This is a genomic window from Streptomyces sp. CB00455, assembly GCF_001905445.1.
Lineage (GTDB): Bacteria > Actinomycetota > Actinomycetes > Streptomycetales > Streptomycetaceae > Streptomyces.
The window spans coordinates 87,086-112,929 of record NZ_LIVQ01000002.1 but is presented as its reverse complement, the minus strand read 5'-3'; the positions used below and the strand labels follow the sequence as shown (position 1 = coordinate 112,929).

The window sequence follows — 25,844 nt, the reverse complement described above, 5'->3', positions numbered from 1 at the left end:
GTCGCATAGGACCCCTCTCTCCTCCGGCTGACGCGTCCATCGGGCACCCGAGTACCGCAACCCCACGTGGCATCTCATGTGCCCAACCACGTCAAGTTCAGGAGACACCACTCCAGTGGCAGTCAAGATCAAGCTCAAGCGCCTCGGCAAGATTCGCCAGCCGCACTACCGCATCGTCGTCGCCGACGCCCGCACCCGCCGGGATGGTCGCGCGATCGAGGAGATCGGTATCTACCACCCGACCTACAACCCGTCGCGCATCGAGGTCAACGCCGAGCGTGCGCAGTACTGGCTGTCCGTCGGCGCCCAGCCCACCGAGGCTGTGCTCGCCATCCTGAAGCTGACCGGTGACTGGCAGGCCCACAAGGGCCTCCCCGCCCCCGCGCCGCTCCTGCAGCCGGTGACGAAGGAGAGCAAGCGTCGCTCCTTCGACGAGTTCGCCAAGGCTCTGGAAGGTGGCGACGCCAAGGGCGAGGCCATCACCCAGAAGGCGAAGAAGGCCGACAAGAAGGCGGACGAGGCCGAGGCCTCCGCTGAGTCGACCGAGGCCTGATCATGCTCGAGGAGGCTCTTGAGCACCTCGTGAAGGGCATTGTGGACAACCCCGACGAAGTGCAGGTCGCCTCGCGCGACCTGCGCCGCGGACAGGTGCTGGAGGTCAGGGTCCACCCCGACGACCTCGGCAAGGTGATCGGCCGCAACGGCCGCACCGCGCGTGCTCTGCGTACCGTCGTGGGTGCCATCGGCGGCCGCGGGATCCGTGTCGACCTCGTCGACGTGGACCAGGTCCGCTGAGAAGTAGAACCACCGGCACGGGCCGGGGAGGGCGCTGGTCGCCCGCCCCGGCCCGTCGTCGTCTGAACAGGAGAGATGCACAGTGCAGCTGGTAGTCGCGCGGATCGGCCGCGCCCACGGCATCAAGGGTGAGGTCACCGTCGAGGTACGGACCGACGAGCCCGAGCAGCGGCTCGGCCCCGGCGCCGTGCTCCGGACCGAGCCGGCCTCGGCGGGACCGCTGACCATCGAGACCGGCCGCGTGCACAGCGGCAGGCTGCTGCTGCGCTTCAAGGGCGTCAAGGACCGCACCGGCGCCGAGGCCCTGCGCAACATCCTGCTGATCGCCGAGGTCGACCCGGCCGAGATGCCGCAGGAGCCCGACGAGTACTACGACCACCAGCTGATGGACCTGGACGTCGTGCTCGCCGACGGTACCGAGGTCGGCCGGATCACCGAGATCTCCCACCTGCCCTCGCAGGACCTCTTCATCGTCGAGCGGCCGGACGGCTCCGAGGTGATGATCCCCTTCGTGGAGGAGATCGTCGCCGAGATCGACCTGGAGGAGCAGCGCTGCGTCATCACGCCGCCCCCCGGCCTGATCGACGACCGCGCGGAGGTCGCGTCGGCGCGCGACGCCGGGGAAGAAGCCTGATGCGTCTCGACGTCGTCACGATCTTCCCCGAGTACCTGGAGCCGCTGAACGTCTCCCTCGTCGGCAAGGCCCGCGCCCGCGGGCAGCTCGGCGTGCACGTGCACGACCTGCGGGACTGGACGTACGACCGGCACAACACCGTCGACGACACCCCCTACGGCGGCGGCCCCGGCATGGTCATGAAGACCGAGCCGTGGGGCGAGGCCCTGGACGCCGCGCTGGCGGACGGCTACGAGGCGGGTGCGCACGGGCCGGTCATGGTCGTCCCCACCCCCAGTGGCCGCCCCTTCACGCAGGAACTGGCCGTCGAGCTCTCCGAGCGCCCCTGGCTGATCTTCACGCCGGCCCGGTACGAGGGCATCGACCGCCGCGTCATGGACGAGTACGCGACGCGGATGCCGGTGTACGAGGTGTCCATCGGCGACTACGTCCTGGCGGGCGGCGAGGCCGCCGTCCTGGTCGTCACCGAGGCCGTGGCCCGGCTGCTGCCCGGGGTCCTCGGCAACGCCGAATCCCACCGCGACGACTCCTTCGCCCCCGGCGAGATGGCCAACCTGCTGGAGGGGCCCGTCTACACCAAGCCCCCCGAGTGGCGCGGCCGGGGCATCCCGGAGGTGCTGCTCAGCGGCCACCACGGGAAGATCGCCCGCTGGCGCCGGGACGAGGCCTTCCGCCGGACGGCGCTGCACCGCCCGGACCTGATCGAGCGCTGCGAGGCCGCCGCCTTCGACAAGAAGGACCGGGAGATCCTGTCCGTCCTGGGCTGGGCGCCCGCCGCCGACGGCCGATTTTGGCGCAGGCCGCGGGCCGTGGAAGAATAGGCCGCTGCTGTCTGCTCGCGGGCGCCCCTGCCACAGGGGGACCGTCGTCCGAGGGTCGCACAGCACCCGAATTCTCTCCGGAAACCCGCACCGGCGACCTGTGGCGTCGTGCGAAGAAAGCAGACGAAGAACATGTCTCACCTGCTCGATGGCGTCAACGCCGCCGCGCTCCGCTCGGACGTCCCGGCCTTCCGCCCGGGTGACACGATCAACGTGCACGTCCGCGTGATCGAGGGCAACCGCTCCCGTATCCAGCAGTTCAAGGGTGTCGTCATCCGCCGTCAGGGCGCCGGCGTCTCCGAGACCTTCACCGTGCGCAAGGTCTCCTTCAGCGTCGGTGTGGAGCGTACCTTCCCGGTCCACTCCCCGATCTTCGAGAAGATCGAGCTCGTCACCCGCGGTGACGTGCGCCGCGCCAAGCTGTACTACCTCCGTGAGCTCCGCGGCAAGGCCGCGAAGATCAAGGAGAAGCGCGACAACTGAGGTCGTCTCCGGGGTCCGGGGGCGGCCGGATAGGCTCGCCCCCGATGGACACCGAAGCACCTCACACACAACGCGGCCACTCTTCCCCCGGCGAGGGGGAGGAGGGGTCGCGTTTCGCGTTCCCGCGCGGACAGCGGTCGCCGCGCGCACGGTCGGGGCGGCCGCTGCTGACCTGGCGGCGGGCCGGGCTGCTCGGCATCGTCTGCACCGTCTTCCTGCTGCTGGTCGCCAACTTCGTGGTGCAGCCCTTCCTGATCCCCAGCCGCTCGATGGAACCGACGCTCGAAGTCGGGGACCGGGTGCTGGTCGACAAGCTGGCGTACCGTTTCGGCGACCAGCCGCGCCGCGGGGACGTGGTGGTCTTCGACGGCACAGGCTCCTTCGTGCGGGAGCGTCCCGAGGGCAATCCGGTGGGCGAGCTCCTGCACGGGGCGGCTTCGGCCCTCGGGCTCGCGGAGCCGTCCGACACCGACTTCGTCAAGCGGGTCGTGGGCGTCGGCGGTGACGAGGTGGTGTGCTGCGACGCCGCCGGCCGCATCGAGGTCAACGGCGCCCCGGCGCAGGAGCCCTACCTCTACCCGGGGGACGAACCCTCCAAGGTGCCCTTCCGTATCGTCGTGCCCCTTGGGACCCTGTGGGTGATGGGTGATCACCGGTCCCAGTCCCGGGACTCCCGGGACCATCTGGGGGAGCCGGGCGGGGGGATGGTGCCGGTGGAGAAGGTGATCGGGCGGGCCGACTGGATCGGCTGGCCCGCCTCGCGCTGGGGCGCTACCGGCGGTGGCCATGGGTAGCCACGGACGCCCGCGCGGCGGGCGCGAGCCCGAGTGGGAGCCGGAGCCGGAGCCGGAACCGGTCGCGCCGGTGGTGGAGGGCGGCCGCGCCGACCGGCGCCGACTGGCGCGCCGGGTGCGGCGGCGGCGGCGCACGCGCAGGGCGGGCGAGCTGCCGGCGCTGGTCGTCGTGGCGCTGTGCATCGCCCTGCTCCTGAAGACCTTCCTGGTGCAGGCCTTCTTCATCCCGTCGGGCTCGATGGAGCAGACCATCCGCATCGGCGACCGGGTCCTCGTGGACAAGCTGACCCCGTGGTTCGGCTCGAAGGTCGAGCGCGGCGACGTCGTCGTCTTCAGGGATCCCGGCGGCTGGCTCAAGGGCGAGGCGGCCCGGCCCGCCCCGGACCCGGTCGGCGTCAAGCAGGTCAAGCAGACCCTGACCTTCATCGGGCTGCTGCCCTCGGCCGACGAGCAGGACCTGATCAAGCGCGTCATCGGCGTCGGCGGGGACACCGTCGCGTGCTGCGACGCCAAGGGGCGGATCACCGTCAACGGCGCGCCGCTGGACGAGCCGTACGTGAACCCGGGCAACGCGCCCTCGGAGATCCGCTTCGAGGTGCGGGTACCGGCAGGCCGGCTCTTCGTGATGGGCGACCACCGCGCCAACTCGGCGGACTCCCGTTACCACCTCGACGAGGCGTTCGACGGCACCATCGACGAGAACGGCGTCGTGGGAGAAGCCGTGGTGATCGCCTGGCCGTACGGACACTGGCGCAGGCTGGAGCAGCCCGCCACCTTCCGGTTGGTTCCCGATCAGGCGAGGCGCGGGGGGCGCGGGCGGCGTCGGCGCCGCCGCGGCCCGGCGTTCGCATAGTGTGTCCTCGGTCTCCCGCGCCTTAGGGAACTCCCGCTCGTTAGGGGAGGGGAGGGCCCGTGTCCGGTTCCGGAACGGGCGGCGATTCGCGAGTGAGGAGTGGATGTGGGGGACGTGGCGGTAGGCGCGCGATCCGGACGCGACGAGGGCGAGGAACGGCCGGACGACGCCGTCGAGCGCGAGACCGAGGCCGAGGACAGCGGCGCCGCGGCGCGCCCGCACCGCTCGTTCTGGAAGGAGCTCCCGCTCCTGATCGGTATCGCCCTGCTGCTGGCCCTGCTGATCAAGACCTTCCTGGTGCAGGCGTTCTCGATCCCCTCCGACTCGATGCAGAACACGCTGCAGCGCGGGGACCGGGTCCTGGTCGACAAGCTGACCCCCTGGTTCGGCTCCGAGCCCGAGCGCGGTGAGGTCGTGGTCTTCCACGACCCCGCGAACTGGCTGTCCGGAGAGCCCACTCCGGAGCCCAACGTCGCTCAGAAGGCCCTCAGCTGGATCGGCCTGATGCCGTCCGCGGAGGAGAAGGACCTGATCAAGCGGACCATCGCCGTCGGCGGGGACACGGTCGAGTGCAAGAAGGGCGGTCCGGTCGTCGTCAACGGCAAGCCCCTGGACGAGCCGTACATCTACCCCGGCAACACCGCCTGTGACGACGCCCCCTTCGGCCCGATCACCGTCCCCAAGGGGAAGATCTGGGTGATGGGCGACCACCGGCAGAACTCCCAGGACTCCCGCTACCACATGCAGGACTCCACCCAGGGCTTCGTGCCCGTCACCGATGTCGTCGGGCGCGCCGTGGTGATCGCCTGGCCGGTCAACCGCTGGGCCACGCTGCCGGTCCCCGACACCTTCGACCAGCCGGGCATCGGCACCCAGGCCGCGGCCGCCGCGCTCGGCCTCGGCGCCTCCGGGCTGGCCCCGGTGGGGCTGGGTCCGGCCGCGCTGGGCCTCACGGGAGCCGTTCCGCTCGTCATGTGGCGGCGGCGGAGGCTGACCAGCGGCCCTACCGCCGGGTAGGGTGCCGCCCAGGTCGAGATCTCCGAAGTGTGGGGGCGCCGTCATGGGCGGAACAGTGACAAGCGGTACGCATCACATACGCAGTGGCGGGAATGGCCACGGTGGTCTCGGCAACGTGCTGTCGGGCATCGCCGTGGCCATCGGTTTCGCCCTCTTCCTCGGCGGCTTCGTGTGGGGGGCGCTCGTGTACCAGCCCTACACGGTGCCCACCGACTCGATGATGCCGACGGTGATGCCCGGGGACCGGGTGCTGGCGCAGCGCATCGAGGGCGCCGAGGTGCGCCGCGGCGACGTGGTCATCTTCACCGACACCGCCTGGAGCGATTCGCCCATGGTCAAGCGGGTCGTCGCCATCGGCGGTGACACCGTGAAGTGCTGCGGCGCCGGCGGCGAGCTGACCGTGAACGGCAAGGCCCTGGCCGAGCCCTACATCGACGCCACCCCGCCCGATTCGGGGCTGGCCATGCCGCCCGGACAGGCTCCCGCCCCCGGGACCCCCTTCGAGGTGACGGTTCCCGAAGGCAACCTCTTCCTGATGGGCGACCGCCGGGCGGCTTCGCTCGACTCCCGGGCGCACCTCCAGGAGGCCGGGCAGGGCACCGTGCCCCGGTCCACCGTCAGCGCCCGTGTCGACGCCCTGGCCTGGCCCTCGATGACCATGCTGGAGCGCCCCGGGACCTACGAGGCGCTGCCCGGTGGAACCTCCCGCCCGGGCCCGCTGAAACTGCAGCTGGTGGCGGTGGCCGCCGGCGCCGCCCTGGTCGTGCTGGGGGCCGCCTACGGCCCCCTGGCGCGGGTCCTGGGGCGCGGGCGGCGGCGGGAGCGGGCCGGTGCCCGCTGAAGCGGCCCCGGCGCCGGGCCCCAGGAAGGTGTCGCGGCTGGTCCTGCTGGACCCCGCGGACCGGATCCTGCTGCTGCACGGCTTCGAACCGGCCGATCCCGGGGACAGCTGGTGGTTCACCCCCGGCGGCGGACTGGAGGGCGACGAGAGCCGGGAGCAGGCCGCGCTGCGGGAACTGGCGGAGGAGACCGGGATCACACAGGTGGAGCTGGGGCCGGTGCTGTGGCGCCGGTACTGCTCCTTCCCCTTCGACGGACGCCGCTGGGAGCAGGACGAGTGGTACTTCCTGGCGCGTACCGCCCAGACCGCGACCCGGATGGGCGGCCTGACCGAGCTGGAACGGCGCAGCGTCAGCGGAGCGAGGTGGTGGACCTCCGAGGAACTTCTCTCGGCCCGTGAGACGGTGTACCCGACCAGACTCGCCGAGCTGCTGCGTACGCTGCTCGACGACGGCCCCCCGGGTGCGCCGGTGGTCCTGGCGCCGGAAATCGTTTAGGGGCGCAAGGGCCTGGCGCACAATAGGGGGACGCACGGCTGAAGGGGAACATGCCATGAGTGCCGAGGACCTCGAAAAGTACGAGACCGAGATGGAGCTGAAGCTCTATCGGGAGTACCGCGACGTCGTCGGGCTGTTCAAGTACGTGATCGAGACCGAACGCCGTTTCTACCTCACCAACGACTACGAGATGCAGGTGCACTCCGTCCAGGGCGAGGTCTTCTTCGAGGTCTCGATGGCCGACGCCTGGGTGTGGGACATGTACCGGCCGGCCCGGTTCGTGAAGCAGGTGCGCGTGCTGACCTTCAAGGACGTGAACATCGAGGAGCTCAACAAGAGCGACCTCGAACTGCCGGGCAGCTAGCCGCCCGGCTCGTCCGCCGTGTGGGTGACCGGGTTGTCCACAACGGCGGAGTTGTCCACCAAGATCCACAGGGTGGGCGGGGGCGCGGGACCGTCGGTACCGGAGGTGGTGCCGAATGAACGCGAAGAGCGTGGCACGACAGGCGTTGGGGCGGTACGGCGAGGAGCTCGCCGCGCGGGCCCTGGCCGAGGCCGGGATGAGCGTGATCGCACGCAACTGGCGGTGCCGCGGCGGGGAGATCGACATCGTCGCCCGGGACGGTGACGCCCTCGTCGTGTGCGAGGTGAAGACCCGCCGGGCGGGCGATTTCGAGCATCCCATGGCCGCGGTGCGCCCCGGCAAGGCCGAGCGGCTGCGCGGCCTGGCCGGGCGCTGGCTCGCCGACCACGGCGGGCCGCCGCCGGGCGGGGTGCGCATCGACCTCGTCGGGGTCCTCCTGCCGCGGCGCGGTGCGCCCGTGGTGGAGCACGTCAGGGGGGCGGCCTGATGGGGTTCGCGCGGGCCTGCTCCGTCGCCCTGGTGGGCGTCGAGGGCGTGGTGGTGGAGGTCCAGGCCGATCTGGAGCCGGGTGTCGCCGCCTTCACCCTGGTAGGACTGCCCGACAAGACGCTGGTCGAGAGCCGGGACCGGGTGCGGGCCGCCGTGGTCAACTCCGGCGCGGCATGGCCGCAGAAGAAGCTCACGGTCGGGCTCAGCCCGGCCTCCGTACCGAAATCCGGCGCCGGCTTCGACCTCGCCGTGGCCGCGGCGGTGCTCGGCGCCGCCGAGGTCCTCGACCCCGGGGTGATCGCCGACCTCGTCCTCATCGGCGAGCTGGGACTCGACGGCCGGGTGCGCCCGGTCCGGGGGATCCTCCCGGCGGTCCTCGCCGCCTCGGAAGCCGGCTACCGGCACGTCGTGGTGCCCGAGCAGTGCGCCGCCGAGGCGGCGCTCGTGCCGGAGGTGTCCGTGCTCGGCGTGCGCAGCCTGCGCCAGCTGATCGCGGTCCTGACCGACGGCGAGGTCCCCGAGGAGCCGCCACCGGACCCGCCGGGCCGCCCGGACCCGATGCTGGCGGGCCTCCTCGTCCCGGGGGCGGGGCTGGGCGCCGGCCTGTCCCAGGGCCGGTCCGGGCCCCCGGACCGCGCGGACCACCCCGACCTGGCCGACGTGGCCGGGCAGCACGGCGCCCGCCGGGCACTGGAAGTGGCGGCCGGGGGCGGCCACCACCTCTTCCTCAACGGACCCCCCGGGGCGGGCAAGACGATGCTCGCCGAGCGGCTGCCCTGGATCCTGCCGCCGCTCACCCGGCGCGACTCCGTGGAGGTCACGGCCGTCCACTCGGTCGCGGGAATCCTGCCGCCCGGGGAGCCGCTCGTCTCCCGGCCCCCCTACTGCGCACCCCACCACTCGGCGACCATGCAGTCCCTGGTGGGCGGCGGCAACGGCATCCCCCGGCCCGGGGCGGTCTCCCTGGCCCACCGGGGCGTCCTGTTCCTGGACGAGGCCGCCGAGTTCCACAGCCGGGCGTTGGACGCGCTGCGCCAGCCGCTCGAATCGGGGCACGTCGTCATCGCCCGCGCCGCCGGGGTGGTGCGGCTGCCCGCGCGCTTCCTGATGGTCCTCGCCGCGAACCCGTGCCCGTGCGGGCGGCACACCCTGCACGGGGCCGGCTGCGAGTGCCCGCCCTCGGTGATCCGGCGCTACCAGGCGCGACTGTCCGGGCCGCTGCTCGACCGGGTCGACCTGCGGGTGGAGGTGCTGCCCGTCACCCGCTCCGACCTGCTGGGGCGCGGCGGGCGCGGAGAGGCCACCGCGGCGGTGGCCGACCGGGTGCGCGAAGCGCGGGACCGGGCCGCCGCCCGGTTCGCCGACACCCCGTGGCGGCTCAACTCCGAGGTCCCCGGGCACGAGCTGCGCACGCGGTGGCAGCCGGGCCCCGGCGCGCTGGCACCGGCCGAGCGGGACCTGGAGCGCGGACTGCTCACCGCCCGGGGGCTGGACCGGGTGCTGAGGGTCGCCTGGACCGTCGCCGACCTGCGGGGTGCGGGGCGCCCGGAAGCGGCGGACGTGGCCGTCGCCCTGGAACTGCGCACCGGGATCGCCCGCGGGGCGGCGCTGGCCACGGGGGCCGGACCGTGACGGCGGCGGGGCCCGAGCCGCCGGCGCGGGACACGGACACCGGGCGGGGCCGGGAGCGGGGCGCCGCGCCGCCGGCGGCCGGGGAAGGCGACCCGGAGGTCGTGGCGCGGGCGGCGCTCACGCGGGTGCTGGAGCCGGGGGACGAGCACGGCGGGCGCTGGCTGCGGGAGTACGGCGCCGTCGGGCTGATACGACTGCTGACCGGGCGCGAGGGGCGGAGCCGGGCTCCGGGCGGGGTGGGGGCGGAGCGGCTCGCCGGCTACCGCAGACGGGCCGCGCTCGCCGACCCCCGGCGGGACCTGGAGCTGGCCGCCGCGTCGGGGAGCCGGTTCGTGTGCCCGGGAGCGGCCGAGTGGCCGACCCAGCTCGACGACCTCGGGGACGCCCGGCCCGTGGGGCTGTGGCTGCGGGGCGGCACGAACCTGCGGACCTGGGCGCTGCGTTCGGTCGCCGTCGTGGGGGCCCGGGCCTGTACCCCGTACGGGGCGCACATGGCCCAGACCCTTGCCGCCGGGCTCGCCGAGCTGGGCTGGGTCGTCGTCTCCGGGGCCGCGTACGGCATCGACGCCGCCGCCCACCGCGGGGCCCTCGCCTCGGGCGGGGCCACCGCGGCGGTGCTGGCCTGCGGGGTGGATGTCGCCTACCCCCGCGGGCACGCCGGGCTGCTCGACCGGATCGCCGGCCAGGGCCTGGTGCTGGGGGAGCTGGCGCCCGGGAGCCACCCGACCCCCAGCCGGTTCGTCCTGCGCAACCGGGTCATCGCCGCCCTCACCCGGGGCACGGTCGTGGTGGAGGCCGCCCACCGCAGCGGTTCCCTGGTCACCGCCCGGCGGGCGCAACAGCTCGGCCGGTTGACGATGGGCGTTCCCGGCCCAGCCACCAGCGGGCTCTCGGCCGGGGTGCACGAGCTGCTGCGGGGCGAGGCCGCCCTCGTCACCGACGCCGCGGAGGTGGTCGAACTCGTCGGCGCCATCGGCGAACTGGCCCCCGAGCGGCGCGGACCGGTACTTCCCAGGGACCTGCTGGATCCGGAGAGCGCCCGGGTGCTCGAAGCACTCCCGGCCGGACGCGCCGTGCACGCCGGGGACGTGGCACGTGCCAGCGGCAATGCCACCGATGACGTCATCGGCAGGCTGTACGAACTTCACTCTCTGGGGTTCGTCGAACGGCAGGGCGACGGCTGGCAGTTGAGCAGACGGACACCGCAAGGAGGCACAGAAACCGGCTCCTGACGGCGAGGCGGTCGTTGACCTGGGGCGCTGCGGTGAAAGAGTGAAACCGATGAGAGACGCGGTCCTCCCGGTGGCAGTCGCCGGGACCGTGCGCGAGGCGCCGGTCCCGGGTCGCCCGCGCGAGCCTGGTCGCCCCTGGGCCCCCGCGCGATCCCGTACTCTTCGCGCACCGCGACACTCCCGTCACGCTACGCTCCCAAGGAATCCGGCTCCGGCAAAGGCGAAGCATGCCCCAGCACACCTCAGGGTCCGACCGCGCTGCGGTGCCCCCCGCTGCCCGAGGCAGCGTGCGGTCCACCGCGCCCTCGTCCCTGGAGGTCCTCTGGCGCTCATACAAGGAGTCCGGTGACGAGCGCCTGCGGGAGCAGCTGATCCTGCACTACTCGCCGCTCGTGAAGTACGTCGCCGGACGGGTCAGCGTGGGCCTGCCGCCCAATGTGGAGCAGGCCGACTTCGTCTCCTCCGGGGTCTTCGGCCTGATCGACGCCATCGAGAAGTTCGACATCGACCGCTCGATCAAGTTCGAGACGTACGCGATCACCCGGATCCGCGGCGCGATGATCGACGAACTGCGGGCCCTGGACTGGATCCCGCGCTCGGTGCGGCAGAAGGCGCGGGCCGTGGAACGGGCCTACGCCACCCTGGAGGCGCAGCTGCGGCGCACCCCCACCGAGAACGAGGTCGCCGGCGAGATGGGGATCGGCGTGGAAGACCTCCACGCGGTCTTCAGCCAGCTGTCCCTGGCCAACGTCGTCGCCCTGGAGGAGCTCCTGCACGCCGGCGGGGAGGGCGGTGGCCGCCTGTCGCTGATGGACACCCTGGAGGACACCGCCGCCGACAACCCGGTGGAGGTGGCGGAGAACCGGGAGCTGCGGCGCCTGCTGGCACGGGCCATCAACACCCTTCCCGAGCGCGAGAAGACGGTCGTCACGCTCTACTACTACGAGGGCCTCACCCTGGCCGAGATCGGCAACGTGCTGGGCGTCACCGAGAGCCGGGTCAGCCAGATCCACACCAAGTCCGTGCTCCAACTGCGGGCAAAGCTCGCCGATGTGGGGCGGTGAGCCCGCGGCACCTCCGTAAAGTGGGGACGTGCCCAGGATTCGAGCGGCCTCCGTGGCCGAGCACCGGTCGATGCAGCGCGACGCCCTGCTGGACGCCGCGCGCTCCCTGTTGTCCGAAGGCGGTACGGAAGCGCTGACCTTCCCCGCCCTCGCGGAGCGCACCGGGCTCGCCCGGTCCTCCGTGTACGAGTACTTCCGCTCCCGCGCCGCCGTGGTCGAAGAGCTGTGCGCGGTCGATTTCCCCGTCTGGGCCGCCGAGATCGAGGCGGCCATGCAGGAGGCCCCGGATCCGGCGGCCAAGATCGAGGCCTACGTCCGGAGCCAGCTGGCCCTGGTGGGCGACCGCCGCCACCGTGCGGTGGTGGCCATCTCGGCGAGCGAGCTGGACGCCGGGGCCCGGGAGAAGATCCGGGCGGCGCACGGCGGGCTGGTGGCGATGATCGTCGAGGCGCTGGACTCGCTGGGGCAGCGCGAGCCCCGGCTCGCGGCGATGCTGCTCCAGGGCGTGGTGGACGCCGCCGTCCGGCGCATCGAGCTGGGCGCCGCCGAGGACCCCGCCGTGGTCACCGAGGCCGCCGTCGCCATGGCCCTGCGGGGCGTACGGGGCTGACCCGCGCGCCCTCGGGGCCGTGGGGGCCGGCCCGCGCCGGTCCCGGCCCCCGGCCCCCGTGCGGCGGGCCGGTGCGCCGGTACGCCGGTGCGGCTCACGGAGTGCGGCCCGGTGCTTCGGGCGGGACGGGGAGGAGCCGCGGCGTCGCGCGGGGCACCAGGACGAGCGGGTTGAGGTAGGCCTCGCCCGCCAGCAGGCCCCAGTGCAGGCACGGGCCCGGACAGTGCGAGCCCTCCGTGAGGACCGCCACCACCTGGCCCGCCGTGACCTCCTCGCCCTCCGAGACCAGCGGCCGCACCGGCTCGTACGTCGTGCGCAGGCCGTTCGCCAGCGCGACCGACAGGACCCCGCGGCCGGCGACCGGACCGGCGTAGTGCACCCGCCCGGAGGCGACCGCGCGCAGCTCCGCGCCCACCGGCGCGGACAGGTCCACCCCGCGGTGCCCGGCCGCGTACGGCGTGGGCGGCGGGTCCCACCAGCGGGCCACCGAAAGCGGCGCGGGCAGTGGCCGGACCCCGGGCAGGGCGGCCTGGGCCAAGGACAGCAGCAGGCTGATCAGCAGTGTCGTCATGGCCGACAGCGTCCCGCGTCCGCCCGGGGGCCGCGCCGCGCTGTGGACGGGCGGCGCGATGTGGACAACGACGTCACCCGGCACACCACCGGGTCCCGTACACTTCTTGTGGCGATCCGGGTCACCGGGTCGACTTCGCACGCCCCAGCACCAGCCCGGAAGGGCCAGGTGAAAGCGTCTCTCGGTCCCTCCAAGGGGCAGGACGCGGCGGGGCGTCAGGAACCAAACCGAGAAACCAAGGAGATGGCCATGGCCGTCGTCACGATGCGGGAGCTGCTGGAAAGCGGCGTCCACTTCGGTCACCAGACCCGCCGTTGGAACCCGAAGATGAAGCGCTTCATCTTCACGGAGCGCAACGGCATCTACATCATCGACCTCCTGCAGTCGCTGTCGTACATCGACCGCGCCTACGAGTTCGTGAAGGAGACCGTCGCGCACGGTGGCTCCATCATGTTCGTCGGTACGAAGAAGCAGGCCCAGGAGGCCATCGCCGAGCAGGCGACCCGTGTCGGCATGCCGTACGTCAACCAGCGGTGGCTGGGTGGCATGCTCACCAACTTCTCCACCGTCTACAAGCGCCTCCAGCGTCTGAAGGAGCTTGAGGCGATCGACTTCGAGGACGTCGCCGCCTCGGGTCTCACCAAGAAGGAGCTCCTGGTCCTCTCCCGCGAGAAGACCAAGCTGGAGAAGACCCTCGGTGGTATCCGCGAGATGTCGAAGGTCCCCAGCGCCGTCTGGATCGTCGACACCAAGAAGGAGCACATCGCCGTCGGTGAGGCGCGCAAGCTCCACATCCCGGTCGTCGCGATCCTCGACACCAACTGCGACCCCGACGAGGTCGACTACAAGATCCCGGGCAACGACGACGCGATCCGCTCCGTCACCCTGCTCACCCGCGTGATCGCCGACGCCGTCGCCGAGGGCCTCATCGCCCGCTCCGGCGCTGCGACCGGCGACTCGAAGCCGGGCGAGAAGGCCGCCGCCGAGCCGCTCGCCGAGTGGGAGCGCGACCTGCTCGAGGGCGACAAGAAGGCTGACGAGGCCCCGGCCGCCGATGTCGACGCCGCCAAGGTCGACGCCGACGCCGCCGCCGAGGTCGCTGCCGAGGTCACCCCGGCCGCCGACGCCGAGGCCCCCGCCGCCGAGGCCCCGGCCGCCGACGCCGACGCCGAGCAGGCCTGACCCACGGGGAGCGTCCGGCGTTCACCCGCCGGGCACTCGCAGCACGGACGATGACGGCGGGGGAGCCGCGCCACGAGCGCGGCGCCTCCGCCGTTCACCCGTAGATCCACGACTTCGAGAGAGAATCACAGACTCATGGCGAACTACACCGCCGCTGACGTCAAGAAGCTCCGCGAGCTCACCGGCGCCGGCATGATGGACTGCAAGAACGCGCTGGTGGACTCCGACGGTGACGTCGACAAGGCCATGGAAGCGCTCCGTATCAAGGGCCAGAAGGGCGTCGCCAAGCGCGAGGGCCGTTCTGCCGAGAACGGCGCCGTCGTCGACCTCATCGCCGACGACAACACCTCCGGTGTCCTCGTCGAGCTGAAGTGCGAGACGGACTTCGTCGCCAAGGGCGACAAGTTCCTGGCCGTCGCCAACCAGCTGGCCGCCCACGTCGCCGCCACCTCCCCGGCCGACATCGAGGCGCTCCTCGCGTCCGAGATCGAGCCCGGCAAGACGGTCCAGGCGTTCGTGGACGAGGCCAACGCCAACCTCGGCGAGAAGATCGTCCTGGACCGCTTCGCGCAGTTCACCGGCGGCTACGTCGCGTCGTACATGCACCGTACGATGCCCGACCTGCCGTACCAGATCGGTGTCCTCGTCGAGCTCGACAAGGAGAACGCCGAGGTCGCCCGCGGCGTCGCGCAGCACATCGCCGCGTTCGCCCCGCAGTGGCTCTCCAAGGAAGACGTCCCGGCCGAGAAGGTCGAGTCCGAGCGTCGCATCGCCGAAGAGGTCACCCGCGCGGAGGGCAAGCCCGAGGCCGCCCTCCCGAAGATCGTCGAGGGTCGCATCAACGGCTTCTTCAAGGACGCCACGCTGCTCGGCCAGCCGTACGCCCTGGACAACAAGAAGTCCGTCCAGAAGGTCCTGGACGAGGCCGGTGTCACCCTGAAGCGCTTCAGCCGCATCAAGGTCGGCATCTGAGTCCGTCCGTACGCGACGGACACCGGACCCCGGTAGGGTCTGAAGCAGTCGCCCGCGCTCGCGCGAGACGACCGCAGATCTGACGAGGAGGCCATTGCCGCAGAGGGAACCGCGAGGACCCACCGGCAATGGCCTTCTTCGTATGTGCACGAGGAGATCTCCATGAATCAGGGCGTGGACCCCCACACCGCATCCGACGACAAGAGCGACCAGGACAAGAAGGGCCGCCGCTTCATGCTGAAGCTGTCGGGCGAGGCCTTCTCGGGTGGCAGAGGACTGGGCGTCGACCCCGACGTCGTCCACGCCATCGCGCGCGAGATCGCCGCGGTGGTCCGTGACGGCGCGGAGATCGCCGTCGTGATCGGCGGCGGAAACTTCTTCCGCGGCGCCGAACTCCAGCAGCGCGGCATGGACCGGGCCCGGTCCGACTACATGGGCATGCTCGGCACGGTCATGAACTGCCTCGCCCTCCAGGACTTCCTGGAGAAGGAGGGCATCGACTCCCGCGTGCAGACGGCCATCACCATGGGCCAGGTCGCCGAGCCGTACATCCCGCTGCGCGCCGTGCGGCACCTGGAGAAGGGCCGCGTCGTCATCTTCGGCGCCGGCATGGGCATGCCCTACTTCTCCACCGACACCACGGCCGCCCAGCGCGCGCTGGAGATCGACGCAGAAGCCCTGCTCATGGGCAAGAACGGCGTCGACGGGGTCTACGACTCCGACCCCAAGAAGAACCCGGACGCGGTGAAGTTCGACGCGCTGGAGTACGGCGAGGTCCTCTCCCGCGACCTCAAGGTCGCGGACGCCACCGCCATCACGCTGTGCCGTGACAACAAGCTCCCCATCCTCGTCTTCGAACTGCTCGCCGAGGGCAATATCGCCCGCGCCGTCAAGGGTGAGAAGATCGGGACGCTCGTCAGCGACCAGGGGACCCGGGCCTGAGCAGTCCGCTGCCGGACCGCGCCCGGGCATGCCCCGCCCGCCCCGCCCGCCCCGCCCGCCTGAACCATCCATTCAAGACATGCAGGAGCACGTGGTGACCGAAGAGATCCTCCTCGAGGCCGAGGAGAAGATGGAAAAGGCCGTCGTCGTCGCCAAGGAAGACTTCGCCGCGATTCGCACCGGCCGTGCGCACCCGGCGATGTTCAACAAGATCGTGGCGGAGTACTACGGCGCCATCACGCCCATCAACCAGCTCGCGTCCTTCTCGGTGCCCGAGCCGCGCATGGCGATCGTGACGCCGTTCGACAAGAGCGCCCTGCGCAACATCGAGCAGGCCATCCGCGACTCCGACCTCGGCGTCAACCCGAGCAACGACGGCAGCATCATCCGGGTGACCTTCCCCGAGCTGACGCAGGACCGCCGCAAGGAGTACATCAAGGTCGCCCGCACCAAGGCCGAGGACTCCAAGATCTCGCTGCGCGCCGTTCGCCGCAAGGCCAAGGACGCCCTCGACAAGCTCGTCAAGGACAAGGAGGCCGGCGAGGACGAGGTGCGCCGCGCCGAGAAGGAGCTCGACGACACCACCGCGAAGTACGTCGCGCAGGTGGACGAGCTGCTCAAGCACAAGGAAGCCGAGCTCCTCGAAGTCTGATGAACGACTCTTCCTGGCAGCCGGAGCCGGTTCCGGCGGGTCCCGCATACGATGCGCAGGTGGGCCCGCACACTCGGCCCATGCCCATCGTGCCCGATGCCGCCGGCCGTGACTTCGACGACCGGGAAGCACGCGATCGGGGGGCCGCCGCCGACGGCGGCCCCTTCTTCCGCGCCGAGACGCCGCCGCAGGAGCCCATGCCCAGCCCCCCGCCTCCGCATGCCCCGCAGCCGCAGGACCCCCCACCCCCGGCGCCGAAGAAGCGCGCCGGGCGGGACCTGCGTGCCGCCATAGGGGTCGGCGTCGGCCTGGGCGCGGTCATCGTCGCCTCGCTCTTCATCGTCAAGGCGGTCTTCGTCGGCGTCATCGCCGTCGCGGTCGTCGTGGGCCTGTGGGAGCTTACCTCCCGGCTCCGGGAGCAGAAGGGCATCAAGGCCCCGCTGGTCCCGCTCGCGGTCGGCGGCGCCGCCATGGTCATCGCCGGATACGTCCGGGGAGCCGAGGGCGCCTGGGTCGCCATGGCCCTGACCGCGCTGGCGGTCCTGGTCTGGCGGATGACGGAACCGCCCGAGGACTACCTCAAGGACGTCACCGCCGGCGTCTTCGCGGCGTTCTACGTGCCGTTCCTGGCGACCTTCGTCGCGATGCTGCTCACCGCCGAAGACGGCCCCCAGCGTGTGGTCACCTTCCTGGTCCTGACCGTGGTCAGCGACACCGGGGCCTATGCGGTGGGCTGGCGGTTCGGCAAGACCAAGCTCGCCCCGCGCATCAGCCCCGGGAAGACCCGCGAGGGACTCCTCGGCGCCGTGGCCTTCGCGATGGCCGCCGGTGCGCTCTGTATGGAGTTCATGATCGACGGCGGCTCCTGGTGGCAGGGCCTGCTGCTGGGCCTGGCCGTCGCGGTCAGTGCCACCCTCGGCGACCTCGGCGAGTCGATGATCAAGCGGGACTTGGGCATCAAGGACATGGGCACCCTGCTGCCGGGCCACGGGGGCATCATGGACCGGCTCGACTCGCTGCTGCCGACGGCGCCCGTGGTGTGGCTGCTGCTCGCGGCCTTCGTCGGTACCGGCTGACCTGCGAAAAGGCGCCACGACACGCCGGGCGGTTACTCTTGGAGGGCGCGCTGCTTCTGCGGCGCGCCTTTCGTCTTACAAGGAGTACCTGCCATGGCCCGCCCCGTTCCGGGAGAGCTCACCTTCGTCGCCCCCCGCGGAGCCAAGAAGCCGCCCCGGCACCTCGCCGACATGACCCCGGCCGAGCGCCGGGAGGCGGTCGCCGCGATCGGCGAGAAGCCGTTCCGGGCCAAGCAGCTCTCGCAGCACTACTTCGCGCGGTACGCGCACGACCCGGCCGAGTGGACCGACATCCCGGCCGGCTCGCGGGAGAAGCTCCAGCAGGAGCTGCTGCCGGACCTGATGAACGTCATCCGGCACATCTCGTGCGACGACGACACCACCCGCAAGACCCTGTGGAAGCTGCACGACGGCACGCTCGTCGAGTCCGTGCTGATGCGTTACCCCGACCGCGTCACCATGTGCATCTCCTCGCAGGCCGGCTGCGGCATGAACTGCCCGTTCTGCGCGACCGGCCAGGCCGGCCTCGACCGCAACCTGTCCACCGCCGAGATCGTGCACCAGATCGTCGACGGCATGCGCGCCCTGCGCGACGGCGAGGTCCCCGGCGGCCCGGCCCGGCTGTCGAACATCGTGTTCATGGGCATGGGCGAGCCGCTGGCCAACTACAACCGCGTGGTCGGCGCCATCCGCCGGCTGACCGACCCGGAGCCCGACGGCCTCGGACTGTCGCAGCGCGGCATCACCGTCTCCACCGTCGGCCTGGTCCCGGCCATGCTGCGCTTCGCGGACGAGGGCTTCAAGTGCCGCCTCGCCGTGTCCCTGCACGCGCCCGACGACGAGCTGCGCGACACCCTGGTCCCCGTGAACACCCGCTGGAACGTCCGCGAGGTGCTCGGCGCGGCCTGGGAGTACGCGGAGAAGTCCGGCCGCCGGATCTCCATCGAGTACGCCCTGATCCGCGACATCAACGACCAGGCCTGGCGCGGCGACCTGCTGGGCAAGCTGCTCAAGGGCAAGCGCGTCCACGTCAACCTGATCCCGCTGAACCCGACCCCGGGCTCCAAGTGGACCGCCTCGCGCCCCGAGGACGAGAAGGCCTTCGTCGAGGCGATCGCGCGGCACGGCGTGCCCGTGACCGTACGGGACACCCGCGGCCAGGAGATCGACGGCGCCTGCGGCCAGCTGGCGGCTTCGGAGCGCTAGATTCCGGCTCCGGTCGGTCATATTCGGCCACGGGGTACCCTGTGGCCGAACCAATTTCATATTCCGACAGGGGAGCGCCACAGCGCTGAGAGTGCGGTAACCGTCACCGCAGACCCTCTGAACCTCGCCCCGGTCATTCGGGGTAGGAAGTTCGGTCACCACTCAAGCTGTTGCGCCCTGCCCGGCGTCCGCTCCGCAGAGCGCCGGGCGGGGCCGCGTCTTCTCCTGGTCATCCCAGGAGGAATACACCAGTGAGCACCACCAAGAAGGTGGCGGGCGCAGCGCTCGCCGCCGCACTGGGCGTGAGCACGCTCGCCGCCTGCGGCGGCGGCGACGCCAAGGACGAGAGCGCGGGCACCAGCGGCGCCCCGAAGTCCAAGACCGTCACGCTCGTCTCCCACGACTCCTTCAACGTGACCGAAGCGGTCCTCAAGGACTTCGAGCGGGAGAGCGGCTACACCGTCAAGGTCCTGAAGTCCGGGGACGCGGGCGCGGCGCTGAACCAGGAGATCCTCACCAAGGGCTCCCCGCGCGGCGACGTCTTCTTCGGCGTGGACAACACGCTGCTCTCGCGCGCCCTCGACAACGGCATCTTCACGCCGTACGAGGCCAAGGGCCTCGGCGAGGTGAAGCCGGAGTTCCAGCTCGACAAGGAGCACCGGGTCACCCCGGTCGACTCCGGCGACATCTGCGTCAACTACGACAAGCAGTACTTCGCCGACAAGAAGATCGCCCCGCCGCAGACGCTGGACGACCTGGTCAAGCCGGAGTACAAGGACCTGTTGGTCACCGAGAACGCGGCCACCTCCTCGCCCGGCCTCGGCTTCCTGCTCGCCTCCGTCGGCAAGTACGGCGAAGAGGGCTGGAAGGACTACTGGAGCAAGCTCAAGGCCAACGGCGTCGAGGTCGTCGACGGCTGGGAGCAGGCCTACAACGAGCGCTTCTCCGGCTCCGCGGGTGGCAAGAAGGCCAAGGGAGACCGCCCGCTGGTGGTCTCCTACGCCTCCAGCCCGCCGGTCGAGGTGCTGTACGCCGAGCCGCAGCCGGCCGAGGCCCCCACGGGCGTGGCCACGGGCACCTGCTTCCGCCAGACCGAGTTCGCCGGCCTGCTCAAGGGCGCGAAGAACGAGGAGGGCGGCAAGGCCCTCGTGGACTTCCTGATCAGCAAGAAGTTCCAGGAGGACATGCCCCTGCAGATGTTCGTCAACCCGGTGACGAAGGACGCGGCGCTGCCGGAGCTGTTCACCAAGCACGGCGTGGTCGTCGAGAAGCCGGAGAACGTCGCTCCGCAGACCATCGCCAAGAACCGTGAGCAGTGGGTCAAGGCATGGACCTCGCTCGTCGTGAAGTAAGCGGTACCACGGAACCGGGCGCGGCGCCGGGGGGCGCCGCGCCGGGCTCCGGCCCGCACGGGGGACGGCGGGCGACCGCGGTGCGGCTCGCCCTGATGGCCGTGCCCCTCCTCTTCTTCGGGGTGTTCTTCGCCTATCCCGTCGCGGCGATCGTCGGCCGCGGGCTGCGGACGGGCGGTGGCTGGCAGTTCGGCCGGATCGGCGAGGTGCTCGCCCGCCCCGACATCGCCGGCGTTCTGTGGTTCACCACCTGGCAGGCGTTCGCCTCCACGGCCCTCACGCTGCTGATCGCGCTGCCCGGCGCGTACGTCTTCGCACGCCTGGAGTTCCCCGGCAAGCAGGTGCTGCGGGCAGTGGTGACCGTCCCGTTCGTGCTGCCGACCGTGGTCGTCGGAACCGCCTTCCTGGCGCTGGTCGGGCGGGGCGGGCTGCTGGACGAGCTGTGGGGCGTGCGGCTGGACACCACCGTGTGGGCGATCCTGCTCGCGCACGTCTTCTTCAACTACGCCGTCGTCGTCCGCACGGTCGGCGGGCTGTGGGCGCAGCTCGACCCGCGCCAGGAGGAGGCCGCCCGGGTGCTGGGAGCCGGGCGGTTCGCCGCCTGGCGGCGGGTGACGCTGCCGGCGCTGGCCCCGGCCGTGGCGGCCGCCTCGCTGATGGTGTTCCTCTTCACCTTCACCTCCTTCGGCGTCGTGCAGATCCTCGGCGGGCCCTCCTACTCCACCCTGGAGGTGGAGGTCTACCGGCAGACCGCCCAGCTCCTGGACCTGCCCACGGCCGCCGTGCTGACGATGGTGCAGTTCGCGGCGGTCGGCGCGGTCCTCGCGGTGCACGCCCGCACGGTGCGCCGCCGGGAGACCGCGCTGCGGCTGGTGGATCCCGGCGGCACGGCGCACCGGCCGCGCGGGCGGGTGCAGCGCGCCCTGCTGGGCGCGGTGCTGGCGACGGTGGCGCTGCTGATCGTGCTGCCCCTGGGCGTGCTGGTGGAGCGGTCCTTCGACGCCCCCGGCGGGTACGGCCTCGGCTTCTACCGGGCCCTGCAGGACGCGGGCGCGGGCGGCGGCACCTTCCTGGTACCTCCGCTGGAGGCCATCGGGAACTCCCTGCAGTACGCGCTGGCGGCCACCGCGATCGCCCTGCTCATCGGGGGTCTCGCGGCCGCCGCGCTGACCCGGCGCGCGGGCCGCTTCGTCCGCGGTTTCGACGCGCTGCTGATGCTTCCGCTGGGAGTGTCGGCCGTGACGGTGGGCTTCGGCTTCCTGATCACCCTGGACGAGCCGCCGCTGGACCTGCGGACCTCGTGGATCCTGGTTCCCCTCGCGCAGGCGCTGGTGGGGGTGCCGTTCGTCGTACGGACGATGCTGCCGGTGCTGAGGGCCGTCGACGGCCGGCTGCGGGAGGCCGCCGCCGTGCTCGGTGCGTCCCCGCTGCGGGCGTGGCGCGAAGTGGACCTGCCGCTGGTGCGCCGGGCCCTGCTGATCGCGGCCGGGTTCGCCTTCGCCGTCTCCCTGGGGGAGTTCGGCGCGACGGTCTTCATCGCCCGCCCGGACCGGCCCACGCTCCCGGTGGCCGTGGCCCGGCTGCTGGGGCGGGCCGGGGAGATGAACTACGGCCAGGCGATGGCCCTGAGCACGATATTGATGCTCGTGTGCGCGGTGTCCCTGCTGGCGCTGGAGCGACTGCGACCCGACAAGACCTCCGGAGAGTTCTGATGACGCTGCTCCAGCTGGAAGGGGTGTCCGTCCGCTTCGGCGAACGCGCCGCGGCGGACGCCCTGGACCGTGTGGACCTCGCGGTCGCCGAGCACGAGACCGTGTGCGTGCTGGGGCCCAGCGGCAGCGGGAAGTCGACCCTGCTGCGGGCCGTCGCCGGGCTCCAGCCGGTGTCCGCGGGCCGGGTGCTGCTGGGCGGGGCGGACCAGGCAGGTGTGCCCGTGCACCGGCGGGGCGTCGGCCTGATGTTCCAGGACCACCAGCTCTTCCCGCACCGGGACGTCGGCGGGAACGTCGCCTTCGGCCTGCGGATGCGGGGCGCCGGCCGCACGTCGTACGAGGCCCGGGTAGCCGAACTGCTGGACCTGGTCGGGCTCCCCGGAGCGCAGGGCCGGCCCGTGGCCTCCCTGTCGGGCGGCGAGCAGCAACGGGTGGCGCTGGCCCGGGCGCTGGCTCCCTCACCGCGGCTGCTGATGCTGGACGAACCGCTCGGACAGCTGGACCGGGGGCTGCGCGAGCGCCTCGTGGTGGAGCTGCGGGACCTGTTTTCCCGGCTGGGCACGACCGTGCTCGCGGTCACGCACGACCAGGGCGAGGCCTTCGCGCTGGCCGACCGGGTGGTGGTGATGCGGGACGGGCGCATCGCCCAGACCGGGACCCCGCTGGAGGTGTGGCAGCGGCCCGCCTGCGAGTTCGTCGCACGGTTCCTGGGCTTCGAGAACGTGGTCCCGGCCGTGGTGTCGGCCGGGACGGCGGGGACCCCGTGGGGCAAGGTGCCGGTTCCACCGGAGACCGCGCAGGGGGAGCGGCGGCTGCTGATCCGCCCGGCGGGGGTCCTCCTGGGGCCGGACGGACTGCGGTGCGAGGTGGTCTCCCGCACCTTCCGGGGCACGCACGTCGCCCTGCTGCTGCGCCCGGAGGCCGGTCCGCAGCTGGAGGCGGAGTGCACCCTTGCGGGGGCGCCGGCCGTCGGCGAACGGGTCGCGGTGACCTTCGCTCCGGCCGAGGTGGTCGTCCTCCCGGCTGACCGGCGCCCCTGACCCCTGTCGCCGCCGTCCCGCCGGGCCCGGGGCGGATCCGGCTTGGCACCGGCTGGTGCTGTGACCGGAAGGGTTTGCCGGGTCGCGGCACTAGGCCAGGATGCCGTCGCAGGCGATCGGCAGGTGGCGGGGGCCGCGCAGCACCGCGTTCTGGCGGTAGGGGGGCGGGTCCTCCAGCAGGCGCGGGTTCTCCAGCCGGCGGGCCAGCTCGCTCAGCGCCAGCTGCGCCTCCTGCCGGGCCAGCGGCGCTCCGAAGCAGCTGTGGATCCCGCTGCCGAGGCCCAGGTGCTGGATGTCCCTGCGGTCCGGATCGAAGCGGTCGGGATCCTGGAAGCGCCGGGGGTCGCGGTTGCCGGACGCCAGGATCAGCCACAGGGACGCACCCTTGGGGATCGTGACCCCGTCGACCTCGATGTCGGTGAGCGTGCTGCGCTGGGGCAGCAGCTGCACCGGCGGTTCGAAGCGCAGCAGTTCCTCCACGACGGGCACGGACAGCTCCGGGTCCTCGCGGAGCCGCCGCAGGACGTCCGGGTTGCGCAGCAGGGTGAGCATCCCGTTGGTGATGAGGTTGACGGTGGTCTCGTGGCCCGCGATCAGCAGGAGGGCCGCGGTGCTGAGGACCTCCATCGTCGTCATGGCGCCGTCCGGCCCGTCCGCGGTGGCCAGTTGGGACAGCATGTCGTCGCGGGGATCCTTGCGGCGCTCCTCGATCAGCCCGGCCAGGTACATGCCGAGCTCCATCCGGGCGTCGGTAGTGCCCTGGTGACGCCGTGCCGGGTCCGCGTCCGGGTCGGGATCGAGGCCGGCGGCGAGGGTCTCGGCCCACACGTGGAAGCGCGGCTCGTCCTGGGGCGGCACACCGAGCAGCCGGCAGATCACCGTGACCGGGAACGGGTAGGCGAACTGGTCGACCAAATCGATCCGGTCCAGGGAGCCGTCCGCGACGATGCCGTCGACCAGGCCGGAGACGATGCCGCTCAACTCGCCGCGCATGTCGTGGACCCGGCGCGGGGAATCCGGCGGCCCGAACGGCCGGTTCGTCATCCGCCGCAGCCGGTCGTGGTCCGGCGGGTCGAGCTTGAGGAAGGACGGCGGCAGGGTCGTCTGCTCCTCCTCGCCCTGGCCCAGCGGATCGTCCGCCGTGGACTTCAGGTTGCGCGCGTCGGAGCTGATCCGGGGGTCGTGCAGCAGGCTCTGGATCTCGTAGTACGTGCTGACCACGTACGGGCCGTCGCCGTCGTGGGACACCGGGGTCTTGCGCAGCTCCTCGTACAGCGGATACGGATCCGCCCGGTTCGAGTAGTCGATGATCTCCCGCAGGATGGCTTGTGTCATGACAGGTCCTCGTGGTCCTCGGGGGAGGGCGCGCAGGGGTCAGTGATGCGCCGGGATGAAGGTCATCTTCTTGTCGGCGGGCGAGTATCCGCTGAGGGTGATGGTCGGACCGTGCGTCGGCACCGACGGGTCCGGGAAGTCCGCCGGCATCGGCTTGCGCCCGTCCGGCCTGCGGTCCACCGTGGGGAAAGGCACCGGGAACGGCGCTCCCGACTCGATCTGCTGCTGGTAGAAGGGCAGCCAGCGGCAGTTGTCGAAGGTCACCGCCGCGATGACGCGGCCCTGGTAGCCGTACACGGCGGCGAAGCGCCGCTCGTCCCGCGACCCTTGCGTGAACATGATCTCGGTGCCCATCGGGGGCACCCCGACGGACTTGATGTTCACGCCGAACTGGGAGGACCAGAAGGCCGGCACCCACAGGTGGGGGCGGCGGTCCGCGCTCTCGCTGAGCATGTTGTGCGCCGCCGTCTCGGCCTGTGCGACGGCGTTGCCCCAGTGCTCCAGCGACAGGAACTGGTAGCCGAAGAGCGCGTGCGGGGAGCGCGCCACGTCACCCGCCACGTAGATGTCGTCGGTGACGATGCCCCGGATGTCGAAGGCCCGGCAGCCCGCGTCGCAGGCGATGCCCCGGGGGCCCGCGCCCAGCCCGGACCCGGCCAGCCACTCGGTGTTGCGCTGCGCGCCGAGCGAGACGACCACCACCTCGGCCTCCACGGTTTCACCGTCGGAGAGGTGGGCCGCGCGGACCCGCCCGGAGGGATCGCCCTCCAGCGCGGTCACCATGACGCCGGTGCGCAGGTCGACGCCGTTCTCGCGGTGCATCTCGGCCGCGACCTCCCCGACGACCCCGCCGAGCGCGCCGACCAGGGGCGCGGCGCCCCGCTCGGCGACGGTGACGGCCAGGCCGCGCTCCCGGCAGGCGGAGGCGATCTCGGAACCGGTGAAGCCCGCTCCGATCACTAGGACCCGGCGCGGACCGGCCGCCAACGCCCGCTCCAGCGCGGCCCCGTCGTCGCGGGTGCGCAGGACGAACACCCCGTCGAGCGCGCCCTCCTCCTCGTTGGGCCAGGGCCGCGCCCGGACCCCGGTCGCGATCAGCAGCCGGTCGTACTCCACTTCCCCGCCGTCGGCGAGGAGCACCCGCCGGGCCGCCATGTCCAGGCCCACCGCGGGCACTCCGAGCCGCCACTGCGCGTCGAGCGGGCGCCGGCGGGGCAGCGCGGTACGGTCCGCCGTCGCCTTGCCCAGCAGCACCTGCTTGGACAGCGGGGGCCGGTCGTACGGTTCGTACGGCTCGTCCCCGATCATGGTGAGCGAACCGGCGAAGCCCCGCTCCCGCATGGTCTCCGCGGCCCGCAGACCGGCCAGCGAGGCACCGACGACCACGATGCGGCCGTGACGCTTGAGTCGCTCCAGCGCTCCGTCGTGCGCTCCGTCAACGCTCACTGCGCGCCTCCGCTGCCGGCACGGGCTGGTCCGCGGCTTCCAGAAGGATCGCTCCCACGGGACAGGCGGCGACGGCGCGCGCCACTTCCGCGCGGCGCGCTTCGTCCGCCTCGGGGTCGTAGAGCAGCGACTCGTCGCCGTGCATGGCGAAGACGTCGGGAGCGAGGAAGGCACACTGCGCGTACCCCTGACAGCGGTTGAGGTCGACGACAAGCCTCATGTCGGATCAGCCC

At 72.1% G+C, this 25,844-nt stretch carries 29 protein-coding genes; 25 read left to right on the top strand and 4 right to left on the bottom strand.

Translation table 11 applies throughout. The features are described 5' to 3' along the window. Positions 1–115 precede the first annotated feature (115 nt). The 16 genes from rpsP to AMK16_RS07895 all read left to right on the top strand — a co-directional run bounded on the left by rpsP (position 116) and on the right by AMK16_RS07895 (position 12,125). Positions 116–553 carry a 30S ribosomal protein S16 gene (gene rpsP / locus AMK16_RS07970; protein WP_073911052.1) on the top strand — a complete coding sequence of 146 codons (438 nt, stop codon included), beginning with the start codon at positions 116–118 and terminating at the stop codon, positions 551–553. Positions 554–555: 2 nt separating this feature from the next. Continuing rightward, on the top strand, positions 556–795 hold the full coding sequence (locus AMK16_RS07965) for an RNA-binding protein (RefSeq protein ID WP_030708535.1): 240 nt from the start codon (positions 556–558) through the stop codon (positions 793–795). Positions 796–877: 82 nt separating this feature from the next. Continuing rightward, on the top strand, positions 878–1,429 hold the full coding sequence (rimM, locus tag AMK16_RS07960) for a ribosome maturation factor RimM (RefSeq protein WP_073911049.1): 552 nt from the start codon (positions 878–880) through the stop codon (positions 1,427–1,429). Beyond that, the gene (gene trmD / locus AMK16_RS07955) at positions 1,429–2,250 is read left to right on the top strand and encodes a tRNA (guanosine(37)-N1)-methyltransferase TrmD (RefSeq protein WP_073911047.1); all 822 of its coding nucleotides are present in this window, start codon (positions 1,429–1,431) and stop codon (positions 2,248–2,250) included. The genes rimM and trmD overlap by 1 nt, the downstream gene beginning before the upstream one ends. A 132-nt stretch (positions 2,251–2,382) precedes the next feature. Further along, positions 2,383–2,733 carry a 50S ribosomal protein L19 gene (gene rplS / locus AMK16_RS07950; RefSeq protein ID WP_073911044.1) on the top strand — a complete coding sequence of 117 codons (351 nt, stop codon included), beginning with the start codon at positions 2,383–2,385 and terminating at the stop codon, positions 2,731–2,733. Positions 2,734–2,777: 44 nt separating this feature from the next. Further along, complete coding sequence (lepB, locus tag AMK16_RS07945; protein ID WP_073911041.1) at positions 2,778–3,527, top strand: signal peptidase I; 750 nt, start codon at positions 2,778–2,780, stop codon at positions 3,525–3,527. After that, positions 3,520–4,380 (top strand): signal peptidase I, encoded by an 861-nt coding sequence (lepB, locus tag AMK16_RS07940; protein ID WP_079191405.1) that lies wholly within the window; start codon positions 3,520–3,522, stop codon positions 4,378–4,380. Before lepB (AMK16_RS07945) ends, lepB (AMK16_RS07940) begins: the two co-directional genes overlap by 8 nt. Positions 4,381–4,494: 114 nt before the next feature. Continuing rightward, positions 4,495–5,397 (top strand): signal peptidase I, encoded by a 903-nt coding sequence (lepB, locus tag AMK16_RS07935; RefSeq protein ID WP_073913379.1) that lies wholly within the window; start codon positions 4,495–4,497, stop codon positions 5,395–5,397. A 43-nt stretch (positions 5,398–5,440) separates the two neighbouring features. Beyond that, positions 5,441–6,238: a signal peptidase I gene (gene lepB / locus AMK16_RS07930; protein ID WP_073911038.1), complete on the top strand. Its 798-nt coding sequence runs from the start codon at positions 5,441–5,443 to the stop codon at positions 6,236–6,238. Continuing rightward, positions 6,228–6,734: an NUDIX hydrolase gene (locus AMK16_RS07925; protein ID WP_073911035.1), complete on the top strand. Its 507-nt coding sequence runs from the start codon at positions 6,228–6,230 to the stop codon at positions 6,732–6,734. The genes lepB (AMK16_RS07930) and AMK16_RS07925 overlap by 11 nt, the downstream gene beginning before the upstream one ends. Positions 6,735–6,789: 55 nt before the next feature. Then, a complete protein-coding gene (locus AMK16_RS07920) occupies positions 6,790–7,098 on the top strand; it encodes a DUF2469 domain-containing protein (RefSeq protein WP_005311352.1) in 309 nt (102 codons plus the stop codon). A gap of 115 nt (positions 7,099–7,213) precedes the next feature. Continuing rightward, positions 7,214–7,585 (top strand): YraN family protein, encoded by a 372-nt coding sequence (locus AMK16_RS07915; RefSeq protein ID WP_073911032.1) that lies wholly within the window; start codon positions 7,214–7,216, stop codon positions 7,583–7,585. Beyond that, complete coding sequence (locus AMK16_RS07910; RefSeq protein WP_073911030.1) at positions 7,585–9,219, top strand: YifB family Mg chelatase-like AAA ATPase; 1,635 nt, start codon at positions 7,585–7,587, stop codon at positions 9,217–9,219. Before AMK16_RS07915 ends, AMK16_RS07910 begins: the two co-directional genes overlap by 1 nt. After that, a complete protein-coding gene (gene dprA, locus AMK16_RS07905) occupies positions 9,216–10,451 on the top strand; it encodes a DNA-processing protein DprA (protein ID WP_073911027.1) in 1,236 nt (411 codons plus the stop codon). Before AMK16_RS07910 ends, dprA begins: the two co-directional genes overlap by 4 nt. A gap of 227 nt (positions 10,452–10,678) precedes the next feature. After that, positions 10,679–11,515, top strand: coding sequence for an RNA polymerase sigma factor WhiG (gene whiG, locus AMK16_RS07900; RefSeq protein WP_073911024.1), 837 nt, complete (start codon positions 10,679–10,681; stop codon positions 11,513–11,515). 52 nt (positions 11,516–11,567) lie between these two features. Continuing rightward, the gene (locus tag AMK16_RS07895; RefSeq protein ID WP_073911021.1) at positions 11,568–12,125 is read left to right on the top strand and encodes a TetR/AcrR family transcriptional regulator; all 558 of its coding nucleotides are present in this window, start codon (positions 11,568–11,570) and stop codon (positions 12,123–12,125) included. 94 nt (positions 12,126–12,219) lie between these two features. Here AMK16_RS07895 and AMK16_RS07890 read toward each other — a convergent pair whose 3' ends face one another. Next, positions 12,220–12,696 (bottom strand): M23 family metallopeptidase, encoded by a 477-nt coding sequence (locus tag AMK16_RS07890; protein WP_073913375.1) that lies wholly within the window; start codon positions 12,694–12,696, stop codon positions 12,220–12,222. Between the two features lie 249 nt (positions 12,697–12,945). Between AMK16_RS07890 and rpsB the strand changes: the two genes are divergently transcribed. The 9 genes from rpsB (at position 12,946) to AMK16_RS07845 (ending at position 22,830) form a co-directional block, all read left to right on the top strand. Continuing rightward, positions 12,946–13,878 carry a 30S ribosomal protein S2 gene (gene rpsB, locus AMK16_RS07885; RefSeq protein ID WP_073911018.1) on the top strand — a complete coding sequence of 311 codons (933 nt, stop codon included), beginning with the start codon at positions 12,946–12,948 and terminating at the stop codon, positions 13,876–13,878. 135 nt (positions 13,879–14,013) lie between these two features. Next, positions 14,014–14,850, top strand: a complete 837-nt coding sequence (gene tsf / locus AMK16_RS07880) for a translation elongation factor Ts (RefSeq protein ID WP_073911015.1) — start codon at positions 14,014–14,016, stop codon at positions 14,848–14,850. Positions 14,851–15,012: 162 nt separating this feature from the next. Further along, entirely contained in the window at positions 15,013–15,792 is a 780-nt protein-coding gene (pyrH, locus tag AMK16_RS07875) for a UMP kinase (protein ID WP_073913371.1), read from the top strand. A 94-nt stretch (positions 15,793–15,886) separates the two neighbouring features. Next, positions 15,887–16,444 carry a ribosome recycling factor gene (gene frr, locus AMK16_RS07870; RefSeq protein WP_030016386.1) on the top strand — a complete coding sequence of 186 codons (558 nt, stop codon included), beginning with the start codon at positions 15,887–15,889 and terminating at the stop codon, positions 16,442–16,444. After that, positions 16,444–17,520, top strand: coding sequence for a phosphatidate cytidylyltransferase (locus AMK16_RS07865; protein ID WP_073911012.1), 1,077 nt, complete (start codon positions 16,444–16,446; stop codon positions 17,518–17,520). The genes frr and AMK16_RS07865 overlap by 1 nt, the downstream gene beginning before the upstream one ends. Positions 17,521–17,613: 93 nt before the next feature. After that, complete coding sequence (gene rlmN / locus AMK16_RS07860) at positions 17,614–18,726, top strand: 23S rRNA (adenine(2503)-C(2))-methyltransferase RlmN (RefSeq protein ID WP_073911009.1); 1,113 nt, start codon at positions 17,614–17,616, stop codon at positions 18,724–18,726. 251 nt (positions 18,727–18,977) lie between these two features. Next, positions 18,978–20,078 (top strand): thiamine ABC transporter substrate-binding protein, encoded by a 1,101-nt coding sequence (locus AMK16_RS07855; RefSeq protein ID WP_073911006.1) that lies wholly within the window; start codon positions 18,978–18,980, stop codon positions 20,076–20,078. A 95-nt stretch (positions 20,079–20,173) separates the two neighbouring features. Then, complete coding sequence (locus AMK16_RS07850; protein ID WP_073913366.1) at positions 20,174–21,790, top strand: ABC transporter permease; 1,617 nt, start codon at positions 20,174–20,176, stop codon at positions 21,788–21,790. Next, positions 21,790–22,830, top strand: a complete 1,041-nt coding sequence (locus tag AMK16_RS07845; RefSeq protein ID WP_073911003.1) for an ABC transporter ATP-binding protein — start codon at positions 21,790–21,792, stop codon at positions 22,828–22,830. The genes AMK16_RS07850 and AMK16_RS07845 overlap by 1 nt, the downstream gene beginning before the upstream one ends. Positions 22,831–22,920: 90 nt before the next feature. Here AMK16_RS07845 and AMK16_RS07840 read toward each other — a convergent pair whose 3' ends face one another. From AMK16_RS07840 to AMK16_RS07830, 3 genes are read right to left on the bottom strand one after another with little or no spacing between them, the layout of a single operon-like run. Beyond that, positions 22,921–24,165 (bottom strand): cytochrome P450, encoded by a 1,245-nt coding sequence (locus tag AMK16_RS07840; protein WP_073911000.1) that lies wholly within the window; start codon positions 24,163–24,165, stop codon positions 22,921–22,923. Positions 24,166–24,204: 39 nt separating this feature from the next. Next, positions 24,205–25,611 (bottom strand): NAD(P)/FAD-dependent oxidoreductase, encoded by a 1,407-nt coding sequence (locus AMK16_RS07835; RefSeq protein ID WP_073910997.1) that lies wholly within the window; start codon positions 25,609–25,611, stop codon positions 24,205–24,207. Then, positions 25,601–25,831, bottom strand: a complete 231-nt coding sequence (locus AMK16_RS07830; protein ID WP_073910994.1) for a ferredoxin — start codon at positions 25,829–25,831, stop codon at positions 25,601–25,603. Before AMK16_RS07830 ends, AMK16_RS07835 begins: the two co-directional genes overlap by 11 nt. Positions 25,832–25,844: the final 13 nt, after the last annotated feature.